This is a genomic window from Caballeronia glathei, assembly GCF_000698595.1.
In the GTDB taxonomy this organism is placed as follows: Bacteria; Pseudomonadota; Gammaproteobacteria; order Burkholderiales; family Burkholderiaceae; genus Caballeronia; species Caballeronia glathei.
Genome location: NZ_JFHC01000030.1, coordinates 12076 through 28839, shown reverse-complemented (window position 1 = coordinate 28839; position 16764 = coordinate 12076). Strand labels below are relative to the sequence as shown.

18 protein-coding genes are annotated in these 16764 nt (G+C 67.5%); 8 read left to right on the top strand and 10 right to left on the bottom strand.

Annotation, left to right across the window (positions count from 1 at the left end):
* Positions 1-297 precede the first annotated feature (297 nt).
* Positions 298-981, top strand: coding sequence for a phosphatase PAP2 family protein (locus BG61_RS19215; protein ID WP_035931305.1), 684 nt, complete (start codon positions 298-300; stop codon positions 979-981).
* A 23-nt stretch (positions 982-1004) separates the two neighbouring features.
* On the opposite strand, the gene BG61_RS19210 is transcribed toward BG61_RS19215, so the two are convergent.
* Both BG61_RS19210 and BG61_RS19205 read right to left on the bottom strand, forming a co-directional pair.
* On the bottom strand, positions 1005-1835 hold the full coding sequence (locus tag BG61_RS19210) for a TOBE domain-containing protein (RefSeq protein WP_035941793.1): 831 nt from the start codon (positions 1833-1835) through the stop codon (positions 1005-1007).
* Between the two features lie 65 nt (positions 1836-1900).
* On the bottom strand, positions 1901-3376 hold the full coding sequence (locus BG61_RS19205) for a CHAD domain-containing protein (protein WP_035927272.1): 1476 nt from the start codon (positions 3374-3376) through the stop codon (positions 1901-1903).
* Positions 3377-3532: 156 nt separating this feature from the next.
* Here BG61_RS19205 and BG61_RS19200 point away from each other — a divergent pair, with 156 nt between their 5' ends.
* The 3 genes from BG61_RS19200 (at position 3533) to BG61_RS19190 (ending at position 6470) form a co-directional block, all read left to right on the top strand.
* Complete coding sequence (locus tag BG61_RS19200) at positions 3533-5119, top strand: inorganic phosphate transporter (RefSeq protein ID WP_035927275.1); 1587 nt, start codon at positions 3533-3535, stop codon at positions 5117-5119.
* 286 nt (positions 5120-5405) lie between these two features.
* Positions 5406-5564: a DUF3309 family protein gene (locus BG61_RS40155; protein WP_035927278.1), complete on the top strand. Its 159-nt coding sequence runs from the start codon at positions 5406-5408 to the stop codon at positions 5562-5564.
* Positions 5565-5681: 117 nt separating this feature from the next.
* Positions 5682-6470 carry an SDR family NAD(P)-dependent oxidoreductase gene (locus BG61_RS19190; protein ID WP_035927280.1) on the top strand — a complete coding sequence of 263 codons (789 nt, stop codon included), beginning with the start codon at positions 5682-5684 and terminating at the stop codon, positions 6468-6470.
* Between the two features lie 83 nt (positions 6471-6553).
* Here BG61_RS19190 and BG61_RS19185 read toward each other — a convergent pair whose 3' ends face one another.
* The 3 genes from BG61_RS19185 to BG61_RS19175 form a co-directional block, all read right to left on the bottom strand.
* A complete protein-coding gene (locus BG61_RS19185) occupies positions 6554-6880 on the bottom strand; it encodes a hypothetical protein (RefSeq protein ID WP_035927283.1) in 327 nt (108 codons plus the stop codon).
* 18 nt (positions 6881-6898) lie between these two features.
* Positions 6899-7129 carry a hypothetical protein gene (locus BG61_RS19180; RefSeq protein ID WP_035927286.1) on the bottom strand — a complete coding sequence of 77 codons (231 nt, stop codon included), beginning with the start codon at positions 7127-7129 and terminating at the stop codon, positions 6899-6901.
* Between the two features lie 175 nt (positions 7130-7304).
* Entirely contained in the window at positions 7305-7997 is a 693-nt protein-coding gene (locus tag BG61_RS19175) for an outer membrane lipoprotein (protein ID WP_035927288.1), read from the bottom strand.
* 259 nt (positions 7998-8256) lie between these two features.
* Here BG61_RS19175 and BG61_RS19170 point away from each other — a divergent pair, with 259 nt between their 5' ends.
* The 3 genes from BG61_RS19170 (at position 8257) to BG61_RS19160 (ending at position 9826) form a co-directional block, all read left to right on the top strand.
* Entirely contained in the window at positions 8257-8520 is a 264-nt protein-coding gene (locus tag BG61_RS19170) for a DUF2866 domain-containing protein (RefSeq protein ID WP_035927292.1), read from the top strand.
* 104 nt (positions 8521-8624) lie between these two features.
* Entirely contained in the window at positions 8625-9062 is a 438-nt protein-coding gene (locus BG61_RS19165) for an MbcA/ParS/Xre antitoxin family protein (RefSeq protein WP_035927294.1), read from the top strand.
* Positions 9059-9826 carry an RES family NAD+ phosphorylase gene (locus BG61_RS19160; RefSeq protein ID WP_232255998.1) on the top strand — a complete coding sequence of 256 codons (768 nt, stop codon included), beginning with the start codon at positions 9059-9061 and terminating at the stop codon, positions 9824-9826. Before BG61_RS19165 ends, BG61_RS19160 begins: the two co-directional genes overlap by 4 nt.
* Before the next feature lie 6 nt (positions 9827-9832).
* Here BG61_RS19160 and BG61_RS19155 read toward each other — a convergent pair whose 3' ends face one another.
* From BG61_RS19155 to BG61_RS19135, 5 genes are all read right to left on the bottom strand, one after another.
* Positions 9833-11155 carry a DNA topoisomerase IB gene (locus BG61_RS19155; RefSeq protein ID WP_051672651.1) on the bottom strand — a complete coding sequence of 441 codons (1323 nt, stop codon included), beginning with the start codon at positions 11153-11155 and terminating at the stop codon, positions 9833-9835.
* A 79-nt stretch (positions 11156-11234) separates the two neighbouring features.
* Positions 11235-11975, bottom strand: a complete 741-nt coding sequence (locus BG61_RS19150) for a metallophosphoesterase (protein ID WP_051672650.1) — start codon at positions 11973-11975, stop codon at positions 11235-11237.
* Positions 11976-12166: 191 nt separating this feature from the next.
* Positions 12167-13507: a c-type cytochrome gene (locus BG61_RS19145; protein ID WP_081868127.1), complete on the bottom strand. Its 1341-nt coding sequence runs from the start codon at positions 13505-13507 to the stop codon at positions 12167-12169.
* 35 nt (positions 13508-13542) lie between these two features.
* On the bottom strand, positions 13543-15144 hold the full coding sequence (locus BG61_RS19140; RefSeq protein ID WP_035927300.1) for a GMC family oxidoreductase: 1602 nt from the start codon (positions 15142-15144) through the stop codon (positions 13543-13545).
* Positions 15145-15180: 36 nt separating this feature from the next.
* On the bottom strand, positions 15181-15756 hold the full coding sequence (locus tag BG61_RS19135) for a sugar dehydrogenase complex small subunit (RefSeq protein ID WP_035927303.1): 576 nt from the start codon (positions 15754-15756) through the stop codon (positions 15181-15183).
* Between the two features lie 172 nt (positions 15757-15928).
* Between BG61_RS19135 and BG61_RS19130 the strand changes: the two genes are divergently transcribed.
* Positions 15929-16585 (top strand): DUF1345 domain-containing protein, encoded by a 657-nt coding sequence (locus tag BG61_RS19130; RefSeq protein WP_035927306.1) that lies wholly within the window; start codon positions 15929-15931, stop codon positions 16583-16585.
* Positions 16586-16764: the final 179 nt, after the last annotated feature.

Genomic DNA, 16764 nt, shown 5'->3' with positions numbered 1-16764 from the left:
ACGCGCCTCAGGTTGTGCGATGCACAATAACATCGTTCGGGCGCCGTTGGGCGCACGCCTTTGTTGCAAGATGCGGATTAATATCGAGTAATAAAGAAAATTGCCGTTATATGGCAGAAATTAGCGACAATTTATCGACCAAGCCTGCGATCGTTGGGGGAAAATTCAGCAAAGACTTAGACCGTTATACTGTCGAGTCCCGTCAACGCGCCGCCGGCCGCACGTCCGGCGAGCCTGTCGGCGGCCGCGCGTTACCGCGTTGCAGCAACGTTCGTTCCCGTCCCGAATCCAACGTAAATGCCCGATTTCCCGCTTTCGCTCTGGCTTTCGATTACCGCGCTCGGCAGCGTCGGCGTGATGATTCCGCTCGCGCTCGCCGCTGCCGCATGGCTCGCATTCGGCTATCCGTGGCGCTACGCGTGCAGCTGGCTCGCGCTCCTCGCCGCCGCGAGCGGCGCCGTCTGCCTCACGAAAATCGCCTTCCTGGGCTGGGGCATCGGCCTGCGCGACTGGGATTTCACCGGCATCAGCGGGCACGCGATGGTCGCCACCGCCGTCCTGCCGGTCGCCCTCTTCGTCGCGCTGTTGCCTGCGCGCTCGGCGATCCGCGCGTCGGGCGTGCTGCTCGGGCTCGTCGCCGGCGTGGTGGTGGGCGTGTCGCGGATCGTGCTGAACGCGCACTCGATATCGGAGGTCGTCGCGGGCTGCGGGCTCGGCGCGATCGTCGCGCTGCTGTTCGCGCGGCTCGCCTGGCAGGCGGAGGCGGGCAAGCTGTCGGCGACGCCCGTCGCGGCCAGCCTCGCGCTGGTCGCGATCACGCTGCACGGCATTCCGGTGCCCACGCAGCACTGGATCACCGAAATCGCGCTCCACTTGTCGGGACACGAGCGCCCGTACGTGCGCGCGCGCTGGAAGGCCGAGCGCCACTACACGCCTACGCGCCGCACCGACGCGCCTCTCACGCATCCCGCAATCGTCTGAACGCGCGGCGCTTTTGCAGCGCGTCAGTCGTTCACACCGAGAATCACGCTCGACGCCTTGAACACCGCGACAGCCCGCTCGCCCTCGGAAAGCGCGAGCATATCGAGGCTCTGATTGGTGATGACGGCCGTGACCGTCGTCGATTCGTCGAGCGCGAGCGACACCTCCGCGTTCACGGCGCCCCGCGTCACGCGCGAGACGGTTCCGCGCAGCTGGTTGCGCGCGGACAGCCGGGCCGGCTCATCCGCCATCAGCAGCACCCACGACGCCTTGATGAGCGCGAACGCGTCGCTGCCCGGCGTGAGACCGAGCGCTTCGGTGCTCTCGTGCGTGAGCACGGCGACGATCGCCTGCCCGCCTGCGAGCGCGAGTTCGACCTCGTCGTTGACCGCGCCGCGCGTCACCCTCGTCACCTTGCCGGCCAGCTGATTGCGCGCGCTCGTGCGCATGCCGATTCTTCCGATGAGTTGCCAGTCCGCCGCGAAGCCTTCTATCGCTGCCCCCGCGCGTTCAAGAAACCTGCGATGCTCGCGCTCGATCGTGCGGAACGTTTCGATCAGGCGCAGCGCCGGCGCGGTCAGCGTCGTGCCGCCGCCGCCCTTGCCGCCGCTCGCGCGCACGACGAGCGGCTCGCCCGCGAGATTGTTCATGGTGTCGATCGCGTCCCACGCCGCCTTGTAGCTCATGCCGACCGCCTTCGCCGCGCCCGTGATCGAGCCGGTTTCGCGGATCGCCGCGAGCAGCGCGATGCGCGCCGCGCCGCCGAGTGTCTGCGTGCCGCTTTGCAGCCATACGGAGCCGCCGACTTCGAGCGGGTCGCGGGACGGGCGGGTCGGGTGGGTCGGGTGGGTCATGGTTCGGCGCTGAAGGAATGCGCCAGACGGCGCGGTGACGATGGCGGTGACGGAGTTCGCGCCGATTATAGCGACGCCCTCACGCGCGGACGTCCGACCGAGCGCAGCACGCGCTCGCCTTCCTCCGCGTCGCGCCGTTGCGCCGCGGCGGCCCAGGCGCGCGCGAATCCGCGCTGGTAATCGGTTGCCTCGGCGATGCGCGCAAGACGCTGCGCGGCGACGGCGGCGTCGTTCGCTTCGCCGAGCACCGTCTGCAGGCGTCCGAGCTGCCTCGCCACCTTGTCGCGCGTGCGCTGCGTCGTGAGCGAGCGGAAGAATTCGAGCGCATAGCGCAGGCGCTTGGCGTGGATGCGCACGCGGTGCCGCGCGTGCGCATCGAGCGTCGTCAAGTCTGGCACGCCCTCGATCTTCCGGAACTGCTTGCGGATGCGCCTGCGCGCGTAGTGCGCAAGCGTCGCGGACTCGTCGCCGCCGCGCATCGCGAGACGCGCGAGCCACGCGATGAAATGCAGCGTGAGCCGCGTGTAGCGCTTCGAATGCAGCGCCTCGCGAGCCGCCTCGCGAGCCGCGCGGCGGCGTGCGTCCGCGGCGTCGATCGCGGGCCGCCACGATTCGGGATCATCGTCGGCGCCGGCATACGCGGGGAGCGTCGTATCGGTGAAGACGTCCCAGTCGCGGGCGTCGGCGAGCACGCCGCCGAACCATTTCAGGTCGGGCGCGATGGTCTCGTTCCACGCGTCGTCGACGTATTCGGGAAATATCTTGAGCGCCGTCCTGAGCCGCCGCTGCGCGACGCGCAATTGATGCACATGCTCGACATCGAGCGACGTGCGCCCCGCGAAGTCGTTGCCGAACCAGTGCGACGCCACCGATGCCAGGATCGCCGCGAACGCCTCGCGCGGCGTCGCGTCGAGCGGCAGATCGAGCTTCGACGCATGCACCGGCTCCGCGCTCGCGGCATGCGCGTCGCGGGCCGCGACGAAAAACGGCGCGCGGTCGATCACTTCGTACGCGAGCCTGACGAGCGATTCGGGCACATCGGGCGACTCCGGCGCGCCGGCGCCGTCCGCAAGCGGCACTGCGAGCCGCAGCGCCGCCCGCTCGCCGCGTCCGGATTCGAGTCTCGCGAGGATGCTCGTGCCGTTCATCTGCGCCCGCCATTCGATGCGCAGGATGTCGCGCCCGGCGCCGCGCGGCGCGTCCCCGGCTTTTGCCAGCGGTTTCGCGAGGGCGTCGTCGGACGCGATGAGATCCTGCAGCGACTCGGCGGTGCTGCCGCTCACGGGCCGCGCGAATACCCGATAGCGCGACAGGCCGGGCAAGGCGGGCTGCATGCAGTGGACAGCGCGAACGGTGCGCGCGGCGCCTTCGGTGTCGACGCTCAGTTGCCAGTCCGGCACGCCGATGTCGATTTCCTGCGAGAACACCTCGATGCGCACGCCCTTCGCGCCGCCGAACGACGCGAGCGAATCGAGCGCGGCGGCAAGCTGATCCGCAGGTTCATCCAATGCGTAGAGCGCCAGTTCCAGCCACACCGTCATAGACACCTCGAGAAAAACGCGCCCGCCACCGATCCTGGATCCGACAAATTCGCGCGGTCCGCCGCGTCATCAAAGGGACACAAAGCGCATGCAAACATGACCGTTCGCCGCACCCGGAAGCGCCGTCCCATCGCAACGCCCACCCAAGGACGTACCATGACCGACCTCGCCTTTCCCAAGCCCCGAGAAGGCCGCTCGACCGGGCAACGGCTCGCGCTGCTGCTGTTCCTGCTGATCATCGCCGTTGGCGCCATTTACTGCGTCACCCATCTGCTGCAGGACCTCGAACCGGTGCGGCAGGCGTCGATCCTTCCGTATGTGCTGCTCGGCGTCGCGCTCCTGATCGCGCTCGGCTTCGAATTCGTCAACGGCTTCCACGATACCGCGAACGCCGTCGCAACCGTGATCTATACCCACTCGCTCACGCCGAACCTCGCTGTCGTCTGGTCCGGCGCGTGGAATTTCATCGGCGTGCTGGTCTCGAGCGGCGCGGTCGCGTTCGGTATTCTCCAGTTGCTGCCGGTCGAGCTGATCATCGGCGTCGGCTCGTCGCAGGGTTTCGCGATGGTATTCGCGCTCCTGATCGCCGCGATCATCTGGAACCTCGGCACGTGGGCGCTCGGCATACCTTCTTCGAGTTCGCATACGCTGATCGGTTCGGTGATCGGCGTCGGGCTGATGAATCAGATGCTCCACGGCACGAACGGCACGTCGGGCGTCGACTGGAGCCAGGCGCTGTCGGTCGGCAAGTCGCTGCTGTTCTCGCCGCTGATCGGCTTCATTCTGGCGGGCTTCCTGCTGTACGTGCTCAAGCTCGTGGTGCGGGTGCCGGCGCTCTACAAGGAGCCCGAAAAGAACACGCCGCCGCCGTTCTGGATTCGCTGCCTGCTGATCCTGACCTGCACCGGCGTGTCGTTCGCGCACGGATCGAACGACGGCCAGAAGGGCATGGGCCTCATCATGCTGATCCTGATCGGCACCGTGCCGACCGCCTACGCATTGAACAAGGCCGTCACGGCCGGCGAGATGCAGACGTTCCTCTCGGTGAGCCATCACGCGTCGGAAGTGCTCGGGCGCAACACCGGCGGCGCGGCGCCGGTTGCCGATCCGCGCGCCGATGTCGAACACTACGTGCAGACGAAGACGCTCGGACCGGACACGGTGATCGCGCTCAGGCAGGTCGTCGAGGGCATCGACGCGCAGGTCCGCCCGAGCGGCTCGATGGCAAGCGTGCCGCAAGGCAGCGTGAGCAACGTGCGCAACGACATGTACATCGCCTCGGAAGCGCTGCGCCTGATGGACAAGCAGCATGCGCCCGCCTTCTCCGCCGACGACGCCGCGGTCCTCCACAACTACAAGTCGCAGCTCGATCACGCGACGAAGTTCATTCCCACGTGGGTCAAGGTGGCCGTCGCCGTCGCGCTCGGCCTCGGCACGATGGTCGGCTGGAAGCGGATCGTCGTGACGGTCGGCGAGCGCATCGGCAAGACGCACCTGACCTACGGGCAGGGCGCGTCGGCCGAGCTCGTCGCGATGCTGACGATCGGCGCCGCCGACGCCTACGGCCTGCCCGTCAGCACGACGCACGTGCTCTCCTCCGGCGTCGCGGGGACGATGGCCGCGAACGGCTCCGGCCTGCAATGGCGCACGGTGCGCAGCCTCGCGATGGCGTGGGTGCTGACGCTGCCGGTATCCATCGCGCTTGCGGGCCTGCTGTTCTGGGTGTTCCGCAGCCTGTTCTGAATCTCGAACCGTTGCGCGCGGCGAAGCTTGCAAAACGCTCTCGCCCGCATGCAATTCTTGCCGATCCTCTCCCTGCCCGCGTGACGCGCGCCGCGACCCGCGTCGCGCGTCCCTTTTCGCACAAGCCTTGCCGGCGCATGGCACAGGGCTTGCTGAATCCTTGTCGTCGATCGCAACCATGAGGCATCGCGGCGTCGGACCTGACGCCGCGGGGCGTGGCGTTGCCCACAAGGAGCGCGCGCGAGTGCCGTCGAATCCTGCGGTCTTTGAATAAGGAGAAGTCGAAATGACGATCGGAACCATCTTGCTGATCATCCTGATCCTGCTGCTGATCGGGGCCGTTCCGTCCTGGCCGCACAGCCGGGCGTGGGGTTACGGGCCGAGCGGGATTCTCGGCGTCGTGCTGATCGTGGTGATCGTCCTGCTGCTCATGGGACGACTGTAGGGCGCGCTGCGCCAAGTGGAGAACGGTGCTAACTTCCTCGATTGACCGTTAATCACGACACGGTTGACCGGCCGCGACGCGGCCCGTCAACCGTGCGTTTTTTTGAGGAGTCGATCGATGAACCTGCACCTCGGCAACAAACTCGCGCTCGTGTCCGGCTCGACGAAAGGCATCGGATTCGCAATCGCCCTGGGGCTCGCGCGCGAAGGCGCGCGCGTGATCGTCAATGGCCGCTCGCAGGAGTCCGTCGACGAGGCGCTCGCGCTCCTTCGCAAGGAGCAACCCGACGCAAAGCTCGAAGGCTTCGCCGGCGACCTGTCGCGGCGCGAGGACATCGATGCGCTCGTCGCGCGCCATCCGTCGGTGGACGTGCTGGTGAACAACCTCGGCATCTTCGATCCGAAGCCGTTCGAGGATATCCCCGACGAGGACTGGCAACGCTTCTACGACGTCAACGTGATGTCCGGCGTGCGTCTGTCGCGCGCATATCTGCCGAAGATGAAGGAGAAGAACTGGGGCCGCGTGGTGTTCATCAGCAGCGAGAGCGGCATTCAGATTCCGGTCGAGATGATCCACTACGGCATGACGAAGACCGCGCAGCTCGCGCTGTCGCGCGGACTGGCGGAGAGCTGCGCGGGCACGGGCGTGACCGTCAATTCGGTGCTGCCGGGGCCGACGCATTCGGAAGGCGTCAGCGAAATGGCGACGAAAATGGCGGCCGGAAAATCGTTCGCCGAGTTCGAGAAGATCTTTTTCGAGACGGCGCGGCCGAGTTCGCTGATCAAGCGCTTCGCGACCACCGAGGAAGTGGCGAACATGGTGGTCTACGTGTGCTCGGAAGCGTCGTCGGCGACGAACGGCGCGGCGTTGCGCGTGGACGGCGGCGTGGTGCGGTCCGCGTTCTGATCGGCCGCACCCGTCAAAGCAGAAGGGGCGCTCGTTCGAGCGCCCCTTCTGCTTTCAACCGTTGGCGGATTGCGTGTCGCGCATCAGCCGCCCGGGTACGCCACGCGCAGCACCTGCCCGTTCGGACCGATCTTGCGCGGCAGGATCAACGACGGCTCCGACTGCTTCGGCGCCGTCTTTGTGCGCGGCACCGGGGCCGTTTGCGCGACGGACGTCTTGTCGGCGACCTTCTTGACGGTCGTCATGCTCTTGCGCTTTTTCTTCGTCTGCACCGGCACGACATTGCGAGCCTTGGCCTTGCTCTTCGAAGCCTGTGCCTCGGGCGGATTCCAGACTTCGGTGTATCGCTCGGCCGCGAATACCGTCGACGAAACCAGCAAGGGCAACACGATGAGGATGTGGGGCTTCAAGGCAATCGCTCCATGAATTTAGTGACCGGCACCGGCAGCGCGCGAAAGTATAGCGTCGAGCGAGCGCTCCGAGGTCTCGAGTTCCTGCAAGGCGGCATCGAGGCGTTTCAGCGCGTGTGCGACGGACTTGCCGCCGCGCGAGAAATCAGGCTCGCCGCGTGTGGCGTCGAATGCGGCCGATACGGCCCGCGTGGCGCGCATGAAGCGTTCGAGCGCGGCAGCTTCAACGGAATCATTGCGTGCATTCATCGTTTGATGTGCCTCTTCTTGCAACTAAGCTGTATGAATATACAGTAATGTCGGGCGATCGAAAAGAAGACGTGAAGAGCGTGGCGAAAATGCCTAAAGCTAATATGCCTGACGCAAAAGAGGCTTGAAGACGCCTGCACACGGCGGCAAATCTACCGCCGTGTGCAGGCGGAGATCACGCGGCGCTCAGTCCCGAGCCCGCCGCCCGCACGCGTTCGCCGACCTGCACCGGCGGGACGGTATCGTAGGTGAAGTCGCGGTAGCTGCCGTCGCCCATGCGCACCTGGACGCGGTACGTGGTCTGTTTGCGCACCGCGTGCTCGATGCCGTTGCCCGCCAGCCCGCCGCCGATCGCGCCGACGACAGTCGTCGCCACCTTCCCGCGCCCGCCGCCGAACTGATTGCCGATGAGTCCGCCCGCCACCGCGCCGCCCAGCGCGCCAAGGCCGGTGGTCGGCTGCGACGCCTGCACCGGCGTCACCGATACCACCTCGCCGACATTCGGGTCCATCGCAGGCGCGCGTTCCCCGGCGTACTGGTTTCCCTGGGCGGGGGCCGTCGCGGGATGGGCGCTCGCCGGGCGATGCGCCGGCGCACGCGGCTTGACGGGCGCCTGTGCGAGAACGGGCGGCGCGACCGCCGGCCCTGCGACGGCCGGCGAAACAGCCGGCTGCGGCGCAGCCTGAGTCATTGCGGGCGGCGCGGGCGGCACGGCTGACGGCACGGTGCCGACGGCTTTCGACGTCGGCAGGATGCCGGTGATCGCGGCGACCGCGGTCACGCTCGCCAGGATCACGGCTACCGATGCGCCGGCAATCAGCGGATGGATGCGGCTTCCGCCCGAATTCGAATTGATCTGTGCGCTCATTCTCAAACTCCGCTCGACATGAATGCACCCAAAAACGCCGGATCAACGAGCGCGGTGGACACGCGGCCGCAATACAGTTGTAAGCGTTTGTAGCGCCCGTGTCGGCGAAAAGAAGGCGCGCAGACTTTAAGTTGCCTTTAATTCTCGGCGGCGACACTGAATTCGCGACCATTTTGCCGCCGCCTCGTGCGGCGGTTCTTTTTGTCGGCTTGCGGCCGCGCGCCGCGCCCAACGGCAACGAACATCGAGAGGGGGAGGTATGACTGGAAAGGCATCGTTTCAGAATCTCGCGCCGGCGATGAGGGCCGAACACGCGCTTTCGCTGCACGAATGCAGGCTGTCGGCGCCGGTCGAGCGGCCATGGGGACGGCCCTACCGGCTCGTCGAATGGGTGCTGAAGAACGATCCGTGCGTGCAGCGCCGCGTGGTTCCGGCGGACTCGACCACCTCGCAGATCGCCGACGTCATGCGAACGCACATTCCCGGACGGCGGTATGGACCGGATGACGCGGATGCGGATTGAGCGGCTACCCCGCCGCGCCAAAACAACGGACGCTTGACAAACCGCTTGAACAAATCCACATATGGACTATCATAAAAATCAAGTTCCGTTGGAGACTATCTCACATGTCAAACGCCGCCCGCGCCATTTCCCCGCCGCCCGGCCAGCCGGCCGCGCGTCCCGCGCTGAATCCGGGCGACCTGTCGGCCGCCGGCCTACGCGCGTTCTTCAACATCGCCCACGACTGGTCGCTATCCGCTGACGAGCAGATCGTCCTGCTCGGCTCCCCCGGCCGCTCCACGTTCTTCAAATGGAAAGCCGCGCCGCAAACCGCGAGACTCGGGCGCGACACGCTGGAGCGGCTGTCGCTGATTCTCGGCATCTACAAGGCGCTGCAAATCCTCCTGCCGCAGCCCGAAGCCGCCGATACCTGGGTGAAGCGCCCGAACAGCGCCCCGCCTTTCGGCGGGCGTCCGGCGCTCGAGCGGATGCTGGCCGGCAATGTCAGCGATCTCGTCGCGGTCCGCCAGTATCTCGACGCTATGCGGGGCGGATGGGCGTGACAGAACGACATGCTGCACCCGGGCATCGCGATTCACACGATCCGCGCGACGTTCGGCACGATGACTGGCGAGAACGCTGGCCGCATGGCGAACTCGACTGGTCGCCCGCGTATCGCGTGATTCCCACCCGCTTTCCGGCCGTCAACCTGTTCGACCGCGTGGCGTCGCCGGAGGATTTCGAGGCGCTCTACGCGCTCGAGGCCATGACCAACGACCGCCTGCGCACCGAAGTCGGCGAATTCGACCTCGTGCCGCCCGACGAGCGCTGTTTCGGCCCGGGCTGCGGTCCGATCATGGCCGCGTTCACGCACCTGAACCCGAACGGCAGCCGCTTCTCCGACGGCAGCTACGGCGTGTTCTACTGCGCACGCGACAGGCAGACCGCGATTGCGGAAACGCGCTATCACTCGGGGCTCTTTCTCGCCGCGACAAACGAGGCGCCGCTGCGCCAGCAGATGCGCCTCTACTCGGTGCTCGCGCGCGGCGAGGTGGTGGACCTGCGCGGCGACCGGATCACCGGGGCGGCGCTCGATCCGCGCATTCTCGCGCCCGACGACTACGGCCCCGGCAAGGCGCTCGGCGGCGCGGCGCGCAAGGCAGGCGCGCCGGGGATCGCGTATCCGTCGGTGCGCGACGCGGGCGGCGAGTGTCTCGCGGCGTTTCGCACGACGATGCTGCGCGACTGCCGCCACGCGGCGCATCTCGAATACAACTGGAACGGCGAGACGATCGACTACGTGCTGGAGATGAATCAAGTCGGCTGAAGGCAGTCAGCCGATCGCGAGCGCGGTCGGCGAGCGCGTGCGGACGAGCTTCTTCGCTGCGGGGCGCGCGGCCTTGCGGGCGCTCTTGCGCGCGACCGTCTGCAGCGCCTGCGCGGCCGCATCCTTCGCGCTGCCCTTCAGCGCGGCTGCCTTCGCCTTCCTGCTCGACTTCGCGAGCAGGCCGGTCAGGCGCGCATCGCTTGCCGCGGCGCCGTTGCGGCCGCTGCGCTCCTTGCGCGCCGCTTCGCGCGCACGGCGCTTCGCGTCCTTGTCGAGAAAGATGGCGAGCGCCGCCTCGTCGGCCTTGAGTCCGCGGCGGCGCGACGCCGGAATCGAACCGGCGAGTTCGCCCGCCTCGAACGCCTCGATCACCGCGGGGTGCACGTAGCACTTGCGGCATACGGCGGGCGTGTTGCGCAGCACCTGCGCGACCTCCCTGATCGTGCCGACCACGTGCTTGCGCGCCTCCGCCACCGTTTCCCACGCCAACCGCCGCAGCGCCGCGAGCGCGAACACGCTGCCCGCCCAGGTGCGGTAGTCCTTCGCGGTGAAGTCGGCGCCGGTGATCTCGCGCAGATAGTCGTTGATATCCGAGGACGTCACCGCATGGCGCGCGCCGTCGGCGTCGAGATACTGGAACAGTTCCTGGCCCGGCAGGTCCATGCAGCGCCTGACGATTTTCGCGACGCGCGGATCGCTCACCGCCACGTCATGCTCGATCCCGCTCTTGCCGCGAAACTGGAAGCGCAGCGTGCCGGCGCTCATCTTGAGGTGCTTCTTGCGCAGCGTCGTGAGGCCGTACGAGCGGTTCTCGCGTGCGTATTCCTCGCTGCCGACGCGAATGAGCGTCGTGTCGAGCAGGCGCACGACCGTGGCGAGCACCTTGTCACGGGTCATGCCGCCGAGCGCCAGATCGCGCGCGACGCGTGCGCGCAGCTTCGGCAGCACCGCGCCGAAGGCGAGCAGGCGCTCGTACTTGGTGGCGTCGCGCGTCTCGCGCCACTGCGGGTGATAGCGGTACTGCTTGCGCCCGCGCGCGTCGCGGCCCGTCGCCTGAAGATGGCCGCGCGAATCGGGGCAGATCCACACCTCGACGTAGGCGGGCGGAACCGCGAGCGCGTTGATGCGCCGGATCTCGGCTTCGTCCTCGATGCGCCGCCCCTGCGTGTTGAAGTACGCGAACGCGCCGCCGATCCATTGCCGCGTGTAGCCGGGGCGTGAATCGTCGACGTAGCGCAGGCCGGGCGGCAAATCTTCGGGGCACCCGTCGAGGCCGCCCTCAGGGCCGCCGTTCGCTTTCGATGCGTCTTGTCGTTCCGTGGATGCCACCGCGCGCCTCGCCGTTGCGTTACCGAAGTCCCGACGAGACGAGCAATACGCGTGCCGCCCCGGCGGGCGGCGCGGGATGTCAGGGCAGCGCGAGTTCGCGCGCGCCTTCCGAAGCGGCCCAGCGCTCCTTCACCGACCAGCGCTGGCCGGTGCGCGGTTCGACGATCGTGAGACGGCCGTCGGATGAAAACGCGCCGGTGTCGATGAACACCTGCGAGCCGATCTGCTTTACCGCGCGCATGGGCGTATGGCCGCAGTACGTGAGCGAAAGCCCCTGCTGGCGCAGCGGATTGGCGCTGCCGAGCGCGAGGCCCCGGCCCCACAGCAACTGGTTGCGCACTTCGTCGGGGAAATCGGCGACTTCGAGATCCGCGTCGCCGCCGAAGAACTCCGCGTGCAGCACGTTGAAGCGCTCGGGACCGTCGCCGACGATACGCACGAGCGGCAGCACCGAAAGCCGCGCGGCAAGTTCGGAAAGCTGATCGTCGGCGAGGGTTTCGGCCCACGCGCCGCCGATCGCGTACCACGCCTGGCGGCGCATCTTGCCCGCGGCCACCGCGATAAGCGCGTCCTCGTGATTGCCGAGCACCGGAAAGAACCACGGCTTGTCGACGAGATCGATGGCCGCGAGCGAATCGGTGCCGCGATCCACCAGATCGCCGACGGAGAACAGCCGGTCGCATGAAGCGTCGAAGGCGATTTCCACCAGCAGATAGCGCAGCGCATCGACGCAACCATGCAGGTCGCCGACGACGAAGTCGCGACCGGTCTGGTTGGCCGGATGCCAGCGCACAACGGGATGTGTCAAAGCGTTATTCATGCGACCAATCTTAGCTTCATAAACATCAAGCATGTGCGCGCTCGGTCGCTTTCGCAACGCTATTTCGGCGCAACTTTTCACTCGCGCAAACGTCAACCCGCGAAAGCGCGGGCCATTCACGTAAAACGTTCCACATGAACCGCTTATTCCCGCCCGCGCGAGCAGAAATTGCCCGCAGCGGTTACCGCGGATTACCGCGCCTGACGCAGTTTCGCGACCTGCTCCGCGCTCGTCGCCGCCTGCGGATTGCCGAAGCGAATCGTTACGTAACCGGCGATCGCGGCGATCTGCGCATCGGTCAGCACCGGGCCGAACGCGGGCATGAATGCGGCGGTGTCCTTCGTGGTGCGGTTCACGCCGTGCAGGATCACGAGCGTCAGGTTGTTCGCGGCATTCGCGCCCGTCGCGCTGTTGCGGATCAGCGGCGGATACGCGCCCGGCGCGCGCCCTCCGGCGCCCTCGCCGGTCCAGTGGTGGCAGCTCGCGCAATTCGCAATGAAGAGCCGCGCGCCGTCCGCGGTGTTTGCCGCGGTGCCGCGTATTCCGGTGACGTCGTCGGGGGCGGGCCGGCCGAAGCTGTCGCGTGGACGCGCCGCACCGCCGCCGATCGCAGGCACCGAGCGCAGATACACGACGATCGAGCGCAAGTCCTCCTGCGTCAGATGCTGCGTGCTGTTCACGACCACATCGGCCATCGGCCCGGCGGCGTTCGCGCGGCCGGGCGCGACGCCGGTCGCGAGATAGTGGATCAGGTCGTCGTCGCTCCAGTGACCGACGCCGCCGTTCTTGTCCGGCGTGATGTTGTACGCCTGCCAGCCCGCGACCGCGCCGCCGCCCAGGCGCTCGCCGGTGCGCAAGCCTTGCATGACGTTGCGCGGCGTGTGGCATTCCCCGCAATGCGCGAGCCCTTCGACCAGATACGCGCCGCGATTGAATTCGGCGCTCTTCTTCGGATCGGGGACGAACCGGCCCTCGCTGAAATTGAAGAGGTTCCAGAGCGCCATCAGCCAGCGCTGATTGAACGGAAACATCAGATCGTTGCGCGGCGGCGTGCTGTGGATCGGCGCGACCGTCGTCAGATACGCGCGGATCGCGAGCACGTCCTCGGTGGTGACGCGCGTGTATTCGACGTACGGAAACGCGGGGTACAGCCGCTCGCCGCCCTTGCCGATGCCTTCGTGCATCGCGCGCAGAAAATCGGCGTCGGTCCAGCGGCCGATGCCGGTGTCCGGGTCGCTCGTGATGTTCGGCGTGTAGATCGTGCCGAACGGCGTCGCGACCGGCACGCCGCCCGCGAAGGGGCGCGCCGGATCGGCGGTATGGCACGCGATGCAGTCGCCCGCGCGCGCGAGATACTCGCCGCGTTTCACGAGCTCGGCCTGCGTGACCGTGTCGGTCTTGACGACCGCCGGCGGCACCTGCGCGGCCACGGCCACGCGCGCCGGAAGGTTCGCGGCGGCGCCATGCGTGGCGCCATACGCGGCGGCAAGCACCGCAAACACGACGAGCGCCGCGCTGGCGAATCGCGCCATGCGTTGCCGGACCGGTGCGTGCCGTCGCGCGGACATCAGAGTTCCTGCTTGAGCCTGCCGGCGAGACGCAGCGACAGTGCCGCCAGCGTGAGCGTGCAGTTCACCGACCCCGCCGACGGCATCACCGCGCTGCCCGCGATGAACAGATTGGGATGATCGTGCGTGCGGCACTGGTCGTCGACGACCGAATCCTTCGGGTCCGCGCCCATGATCGCCGTACCCATGATGTGGCTGTTCGGCGCGAAGGTGTCGTCGAACGAGACCTCGGTGCCGTTGAAGAGCGCGGCGATCCGCGCGTATTGCTCGTGCGTGTCGGCGGCGCTTTGCTTCACGTAGTCGTTGATCGAATAGTAGATCTCGGGCCGCGCGATGCCGAGCGCATCCCGGTGATCCGGCGACGGCACCACGCGGTTGCCCGGCTCCGGCAGATGCTCGTGAAAGCTCGCGATGCTGACCGTGCGCGCGGCGCGGTTGCGGATCTGGCGGTCGAGCTCGCCGCCCGTCATGCCGCGTGCGAGCAGGTCGGCGGTGATCGAAAGCGTGGGCGTCGCGTTCGACACATGCAGCTTCTTCGCCGCGTACTGCGAACGGAACGCGCCGTCGCGGAAATTCACGACCGAGGTCATTTCCACCGGCCCGCGCCCCGGCCAGAGCGCCTCGCCCGCGAGGAACGTGACGCCCGTCCCCGGGTGGTCCATCAGGTTGCGCCCCACCTGGTCCGAGCTGTTGCCGATGCCGCCGCGAAACCGCTCCGAGGTGGACTGGAGCATCAGCTTGGGCGTCTCGATGCCGTTCGCGGCGATCACGAACAGCCGGCCCGTCACGCGCGTGCTGTTGCCGTTCGGGTCCTTGTAATGGACGGCGGCGATCGCGCCCCGGTCGTCGGCTTCGATGCGGTAGACCACCGCCTGCGCGATCAGCGCGGCGCCCGCGCGCTCGGCCTTCTCCGCATGCGTGACGCCGTTGTACATCGCGCCGATCGGGCAGATCGGCATGCAGCTGTTGTTGCCGCAGCACGTCGGACGCGCGTCGTACGGCCGGCTGTTGCGCGCGACCGGCTCCGGCACGACGCGAAACGACTGCGCGTTGAGCACGTCGGCGAAGCGCCGGTCGAGCCAGGAAAGCGGCAGCATGTCCATCGGATAGGGCTTCGCGCGCGGCGAGCCGAGATCGACGTCGCTGCCCGGGCCCGACACGCCCAGCTCCACTTCGGCCGCGTAATACCAGGGTTCGAGCGTTTCGTAGGGAAACGGCCAGTCGCGGCCGACGCCATAGAGCGTCTTCAGCCTGAAGTCGGACGGCAGCAGGCGCCACGCGGCCGCGGCCCAGTGCCAGGTCGTGCCGCCCACGAGCCGCAGATACTGCGAGTTGTACGGATGCTCGCCCTTGTGAATGAGGTAGTTGTTCTCAGGCGAGTACATCGGATGCGGCGCGTACGGCGTCGACGGATACGGCGACGTGAAGTCCTGCTTCGCGGGCGAATTGCGAAAGTTTTCGACGATCTGCCAGCGCGCCATGCGCGGCCCGGCTTCCAGCAGGATCACGGACGCGCCCGCGGTCGCGAGCTGATGCGCGACGAGACTGCCCGCCACCCCCGATCCGACGACCACCACATCGGCCGACCTGGAACTAGCCATCGTTGCTGTCCTTCCGGTTTGGCGGGTTGCGGCGGCTCACGCCGCGGACTCGGGCTTTTGCGTCCAGTAGAACGGCACGTCGCGGCAATACGAGGGAATTGTCAGGACGTCGTTCACGGGGTCGAACATCAGCGCGCGCTCGTAGGCGATCACGGTGGCGCGGGGCGCCTCGCCGACGATCCCCAGATACCACGCGCGCATCACCGTGCCGACCGTCGCGGCGAGCTTCGGATGCTCGACGCGCAGCGCCGCTGTGATGACATCGGACGGCGTGCCGCCGTGCGTCGCGATCCATTTGTCGAGCGCGGCGACGTTCGCGGCGAATTCGCCATCGGCCTTCGAAAGCGCGCCGTACACGCGCTGCGCGAGCGGCCGGTCGAAGCCCGGGCGGCCCGTGAGCTTCTGCGACAGCGCGAGAAAGGCGTCGAGCCCCGAGGGCGGCGTGGCGGCCGCCGCCGATCCTGCCGATCCTGCCGATCCTGCCGATGCCGGTGCACCGGCACTCCCGGCCGGACCGAACGCAAGCACGGCCGCCGACGCGCACGCGCCGAGAACGAAGCGCCGGCGCGGCGGACGATCCGCGCGCGCCGTGGCGTGGTGAAACTGTGTCATGTGGGCTCCCGATGAGCGGCGCTCCGCCGGACGGCGGCGCCCGGTGCACGCACGAGCCAGGGGTCGCCGCGCCGTCGCCCAAACCGCCTGGCAGGCGACTGAAAGGCGCATGGGCAATAATCGGCGGGGCATCGCGCATCACGGTTTTCTTACACACCCCTTGGCCGAGACAATGAATTTCATCCCGCCTGTCTTTCGCTACCGCCCGCGCGCGCTGATCGCACTCGTGATTGGTGTGCTCGTCTCGATTTTGGTTCCGATACGCATGTCCGCCATCGCGCGCGGGCTGATCGGCTGGGACACGGCCGTGTGGCTCTATCTCGTCCTGATCTGGGTGAAGATGGCGCGGGCGCATCAGGCGAGCGTGCAGGAACTCGCCGAACGCGAGGACGAGAGCGCCGCGACGGTGCTGATGGTCGTGAGCCTGGCAGCGGTGACGAGCCTGGTTGCGATCGTCGTGGAACTGGCGGCGGTGAAGAGTCTCGGCGTCGAGAGCGCGCTGCCGAACATCCTGCTGACCGGCGCCACGATGCTGGGCGCGTGGTTCCTGATCCCGACGATGTACACGCTGCACTACGCGCGGCATTACTACCGGTCGCCGGAAAACGAGACGTCGCTGAAATTCCCCGACCGGCACCTCAAGCCCGACTACTGGGACTTCCTGTACTTCTCGTTCACGATCGCGGTGGCCTCGCAGACCTCCGACGTCGTGCTGCGTTCAACAGCGGTGCGGCGCACGGCGCTCGCGCAGTCGGTGCTGTCGTTCTTCTTCAACGTGGCCGTGCTGGGCCTGAGCGTGAACATCGCGGCCGGGATGGTCGGATCGTAAGATCGCGAGGCCGCAAGGCCGCGTCCTTCGCGCAACACGACTGTAATATCCGCCGCCTAAGCTTTTCAAAAGAGACCGTGTAAAAAGGCGCCAGGCGCCGCTGTCAGTTTTACACGCAGCGCGAGGGTCTTTTTTTCGGCATCGCCGCCGGGTTCGAGCGCCAGCCGCTTTCCCCTGAC

Excerpts from the sequence above, each read along its gene's own strand:
- BG61_RS19165 (WP_035927294.1), top strand. The coding sequence starts at position 8,625 with ATGTCAAACGCCGCCCGCGCCATTTCCCCGCCGCCCGGCCAGCCGGCC.
- BG61_RS19215 (WP_035931305.1), top strand. The coding sequence starts at position 298 with ATGCCCGATTTCCCGCTTTCGCTCTGGCTTTCGATTACCGCGCTCGGC.
- BG61_RS19145 (WP_081868127.1), bottom strand. The coding sequence starts at position 13,507 with ATGGCGCGATTCGCCAGCGCGGCGCTCGTCGTGTTTGCGGTGCTTGCC.
- BG61_RS19170 (WP_035927292.1), top strand. The coding sequence starts at position 8,257 with ATGACTGGAAAGGCATCGTTTCAGAATCTCGCGCCGGCGATGAGGGCC.
- BG61_RS19180 (WP_035927286.1), bottom strand. The coding sequence starts at position 7,129 with ATGAATGCACGCAATGATTCCGTTGAAGCTGCCGCGCTCGAACGCTTC.
- BG61_RS19130 (WP_035927306.1), top strand. The coding sequence starts at position 15,929 with ATGAATTTCATCCCGCCTGTCTTTCGCTACCGCCCGCGCGCGCTGATC.
- BG61_RS19190 (WP_035927280.1), top strand. The coding sequence starts at position 5,682 with ATGAACCTGCACCTCGGCAACAAACTCGCGCTCGTGTCCGGCTCGACG.
- BG61_RS40155 (WP_035927278.1), top strand. The coding sequence starts at position 5,406 with ATGACGATCGGAACCATCTTGCTGATCATCCTGATCCTGCTGCTGATC.
- BG61_RS19205 (WP_035927272.1), bottom strand. The coding sequence starts at position 3,376 with ATGACGGTGTGGCTGGAACTGGCGCTCTACGCATTGGATGAACCTGCG.
- BG61_RS19135 (WP_035927303.1), bottom strand. The coding sequence starts at position 15,756 with ATGACACAGTTTCACCACGCCACGGCGCGCGCGGATCGTCCGCCGCGC.
- BG61_RS19150 (WP_051672650.1), bottom strand. The coding sequence starts at position 11,975 with ATGAATAACGCTTTGACACATCCCGTTGTGCGCTGGCATCCGGCCAAC.
- BG61_RS19200 (WP_035927275.1), top strand. The coding sequence starts at position 3,533 with ATGACCGACCTCGCCTTTCCCAAGCCCCGAGAAGGCCGCTCGACCGGG.
- BG61_RS19210 (WP_035941793.1), bottom strand. The coding sequence starts at position 1,835 with ATGACCCACCCGACCCACCCGACCCGCCCGTCCCGCGACCCGCTCGAA.
- BG61_RS19175 (WP_035927288.1), bottom strand. The coding sequence starts at position 7,997 with ATGAGCGCACAGATCAATTCGAATTCGGGCGGAAGCCGCATCCATCCG.
- BG61_RS19140 (WP_035927300.1), bottom strand. The coding sequence starts at position 15,144 with ATGGCTAGTTCCAGGTCGGCCGATGTGGTGGTCGTCGGATCGGGGGTG.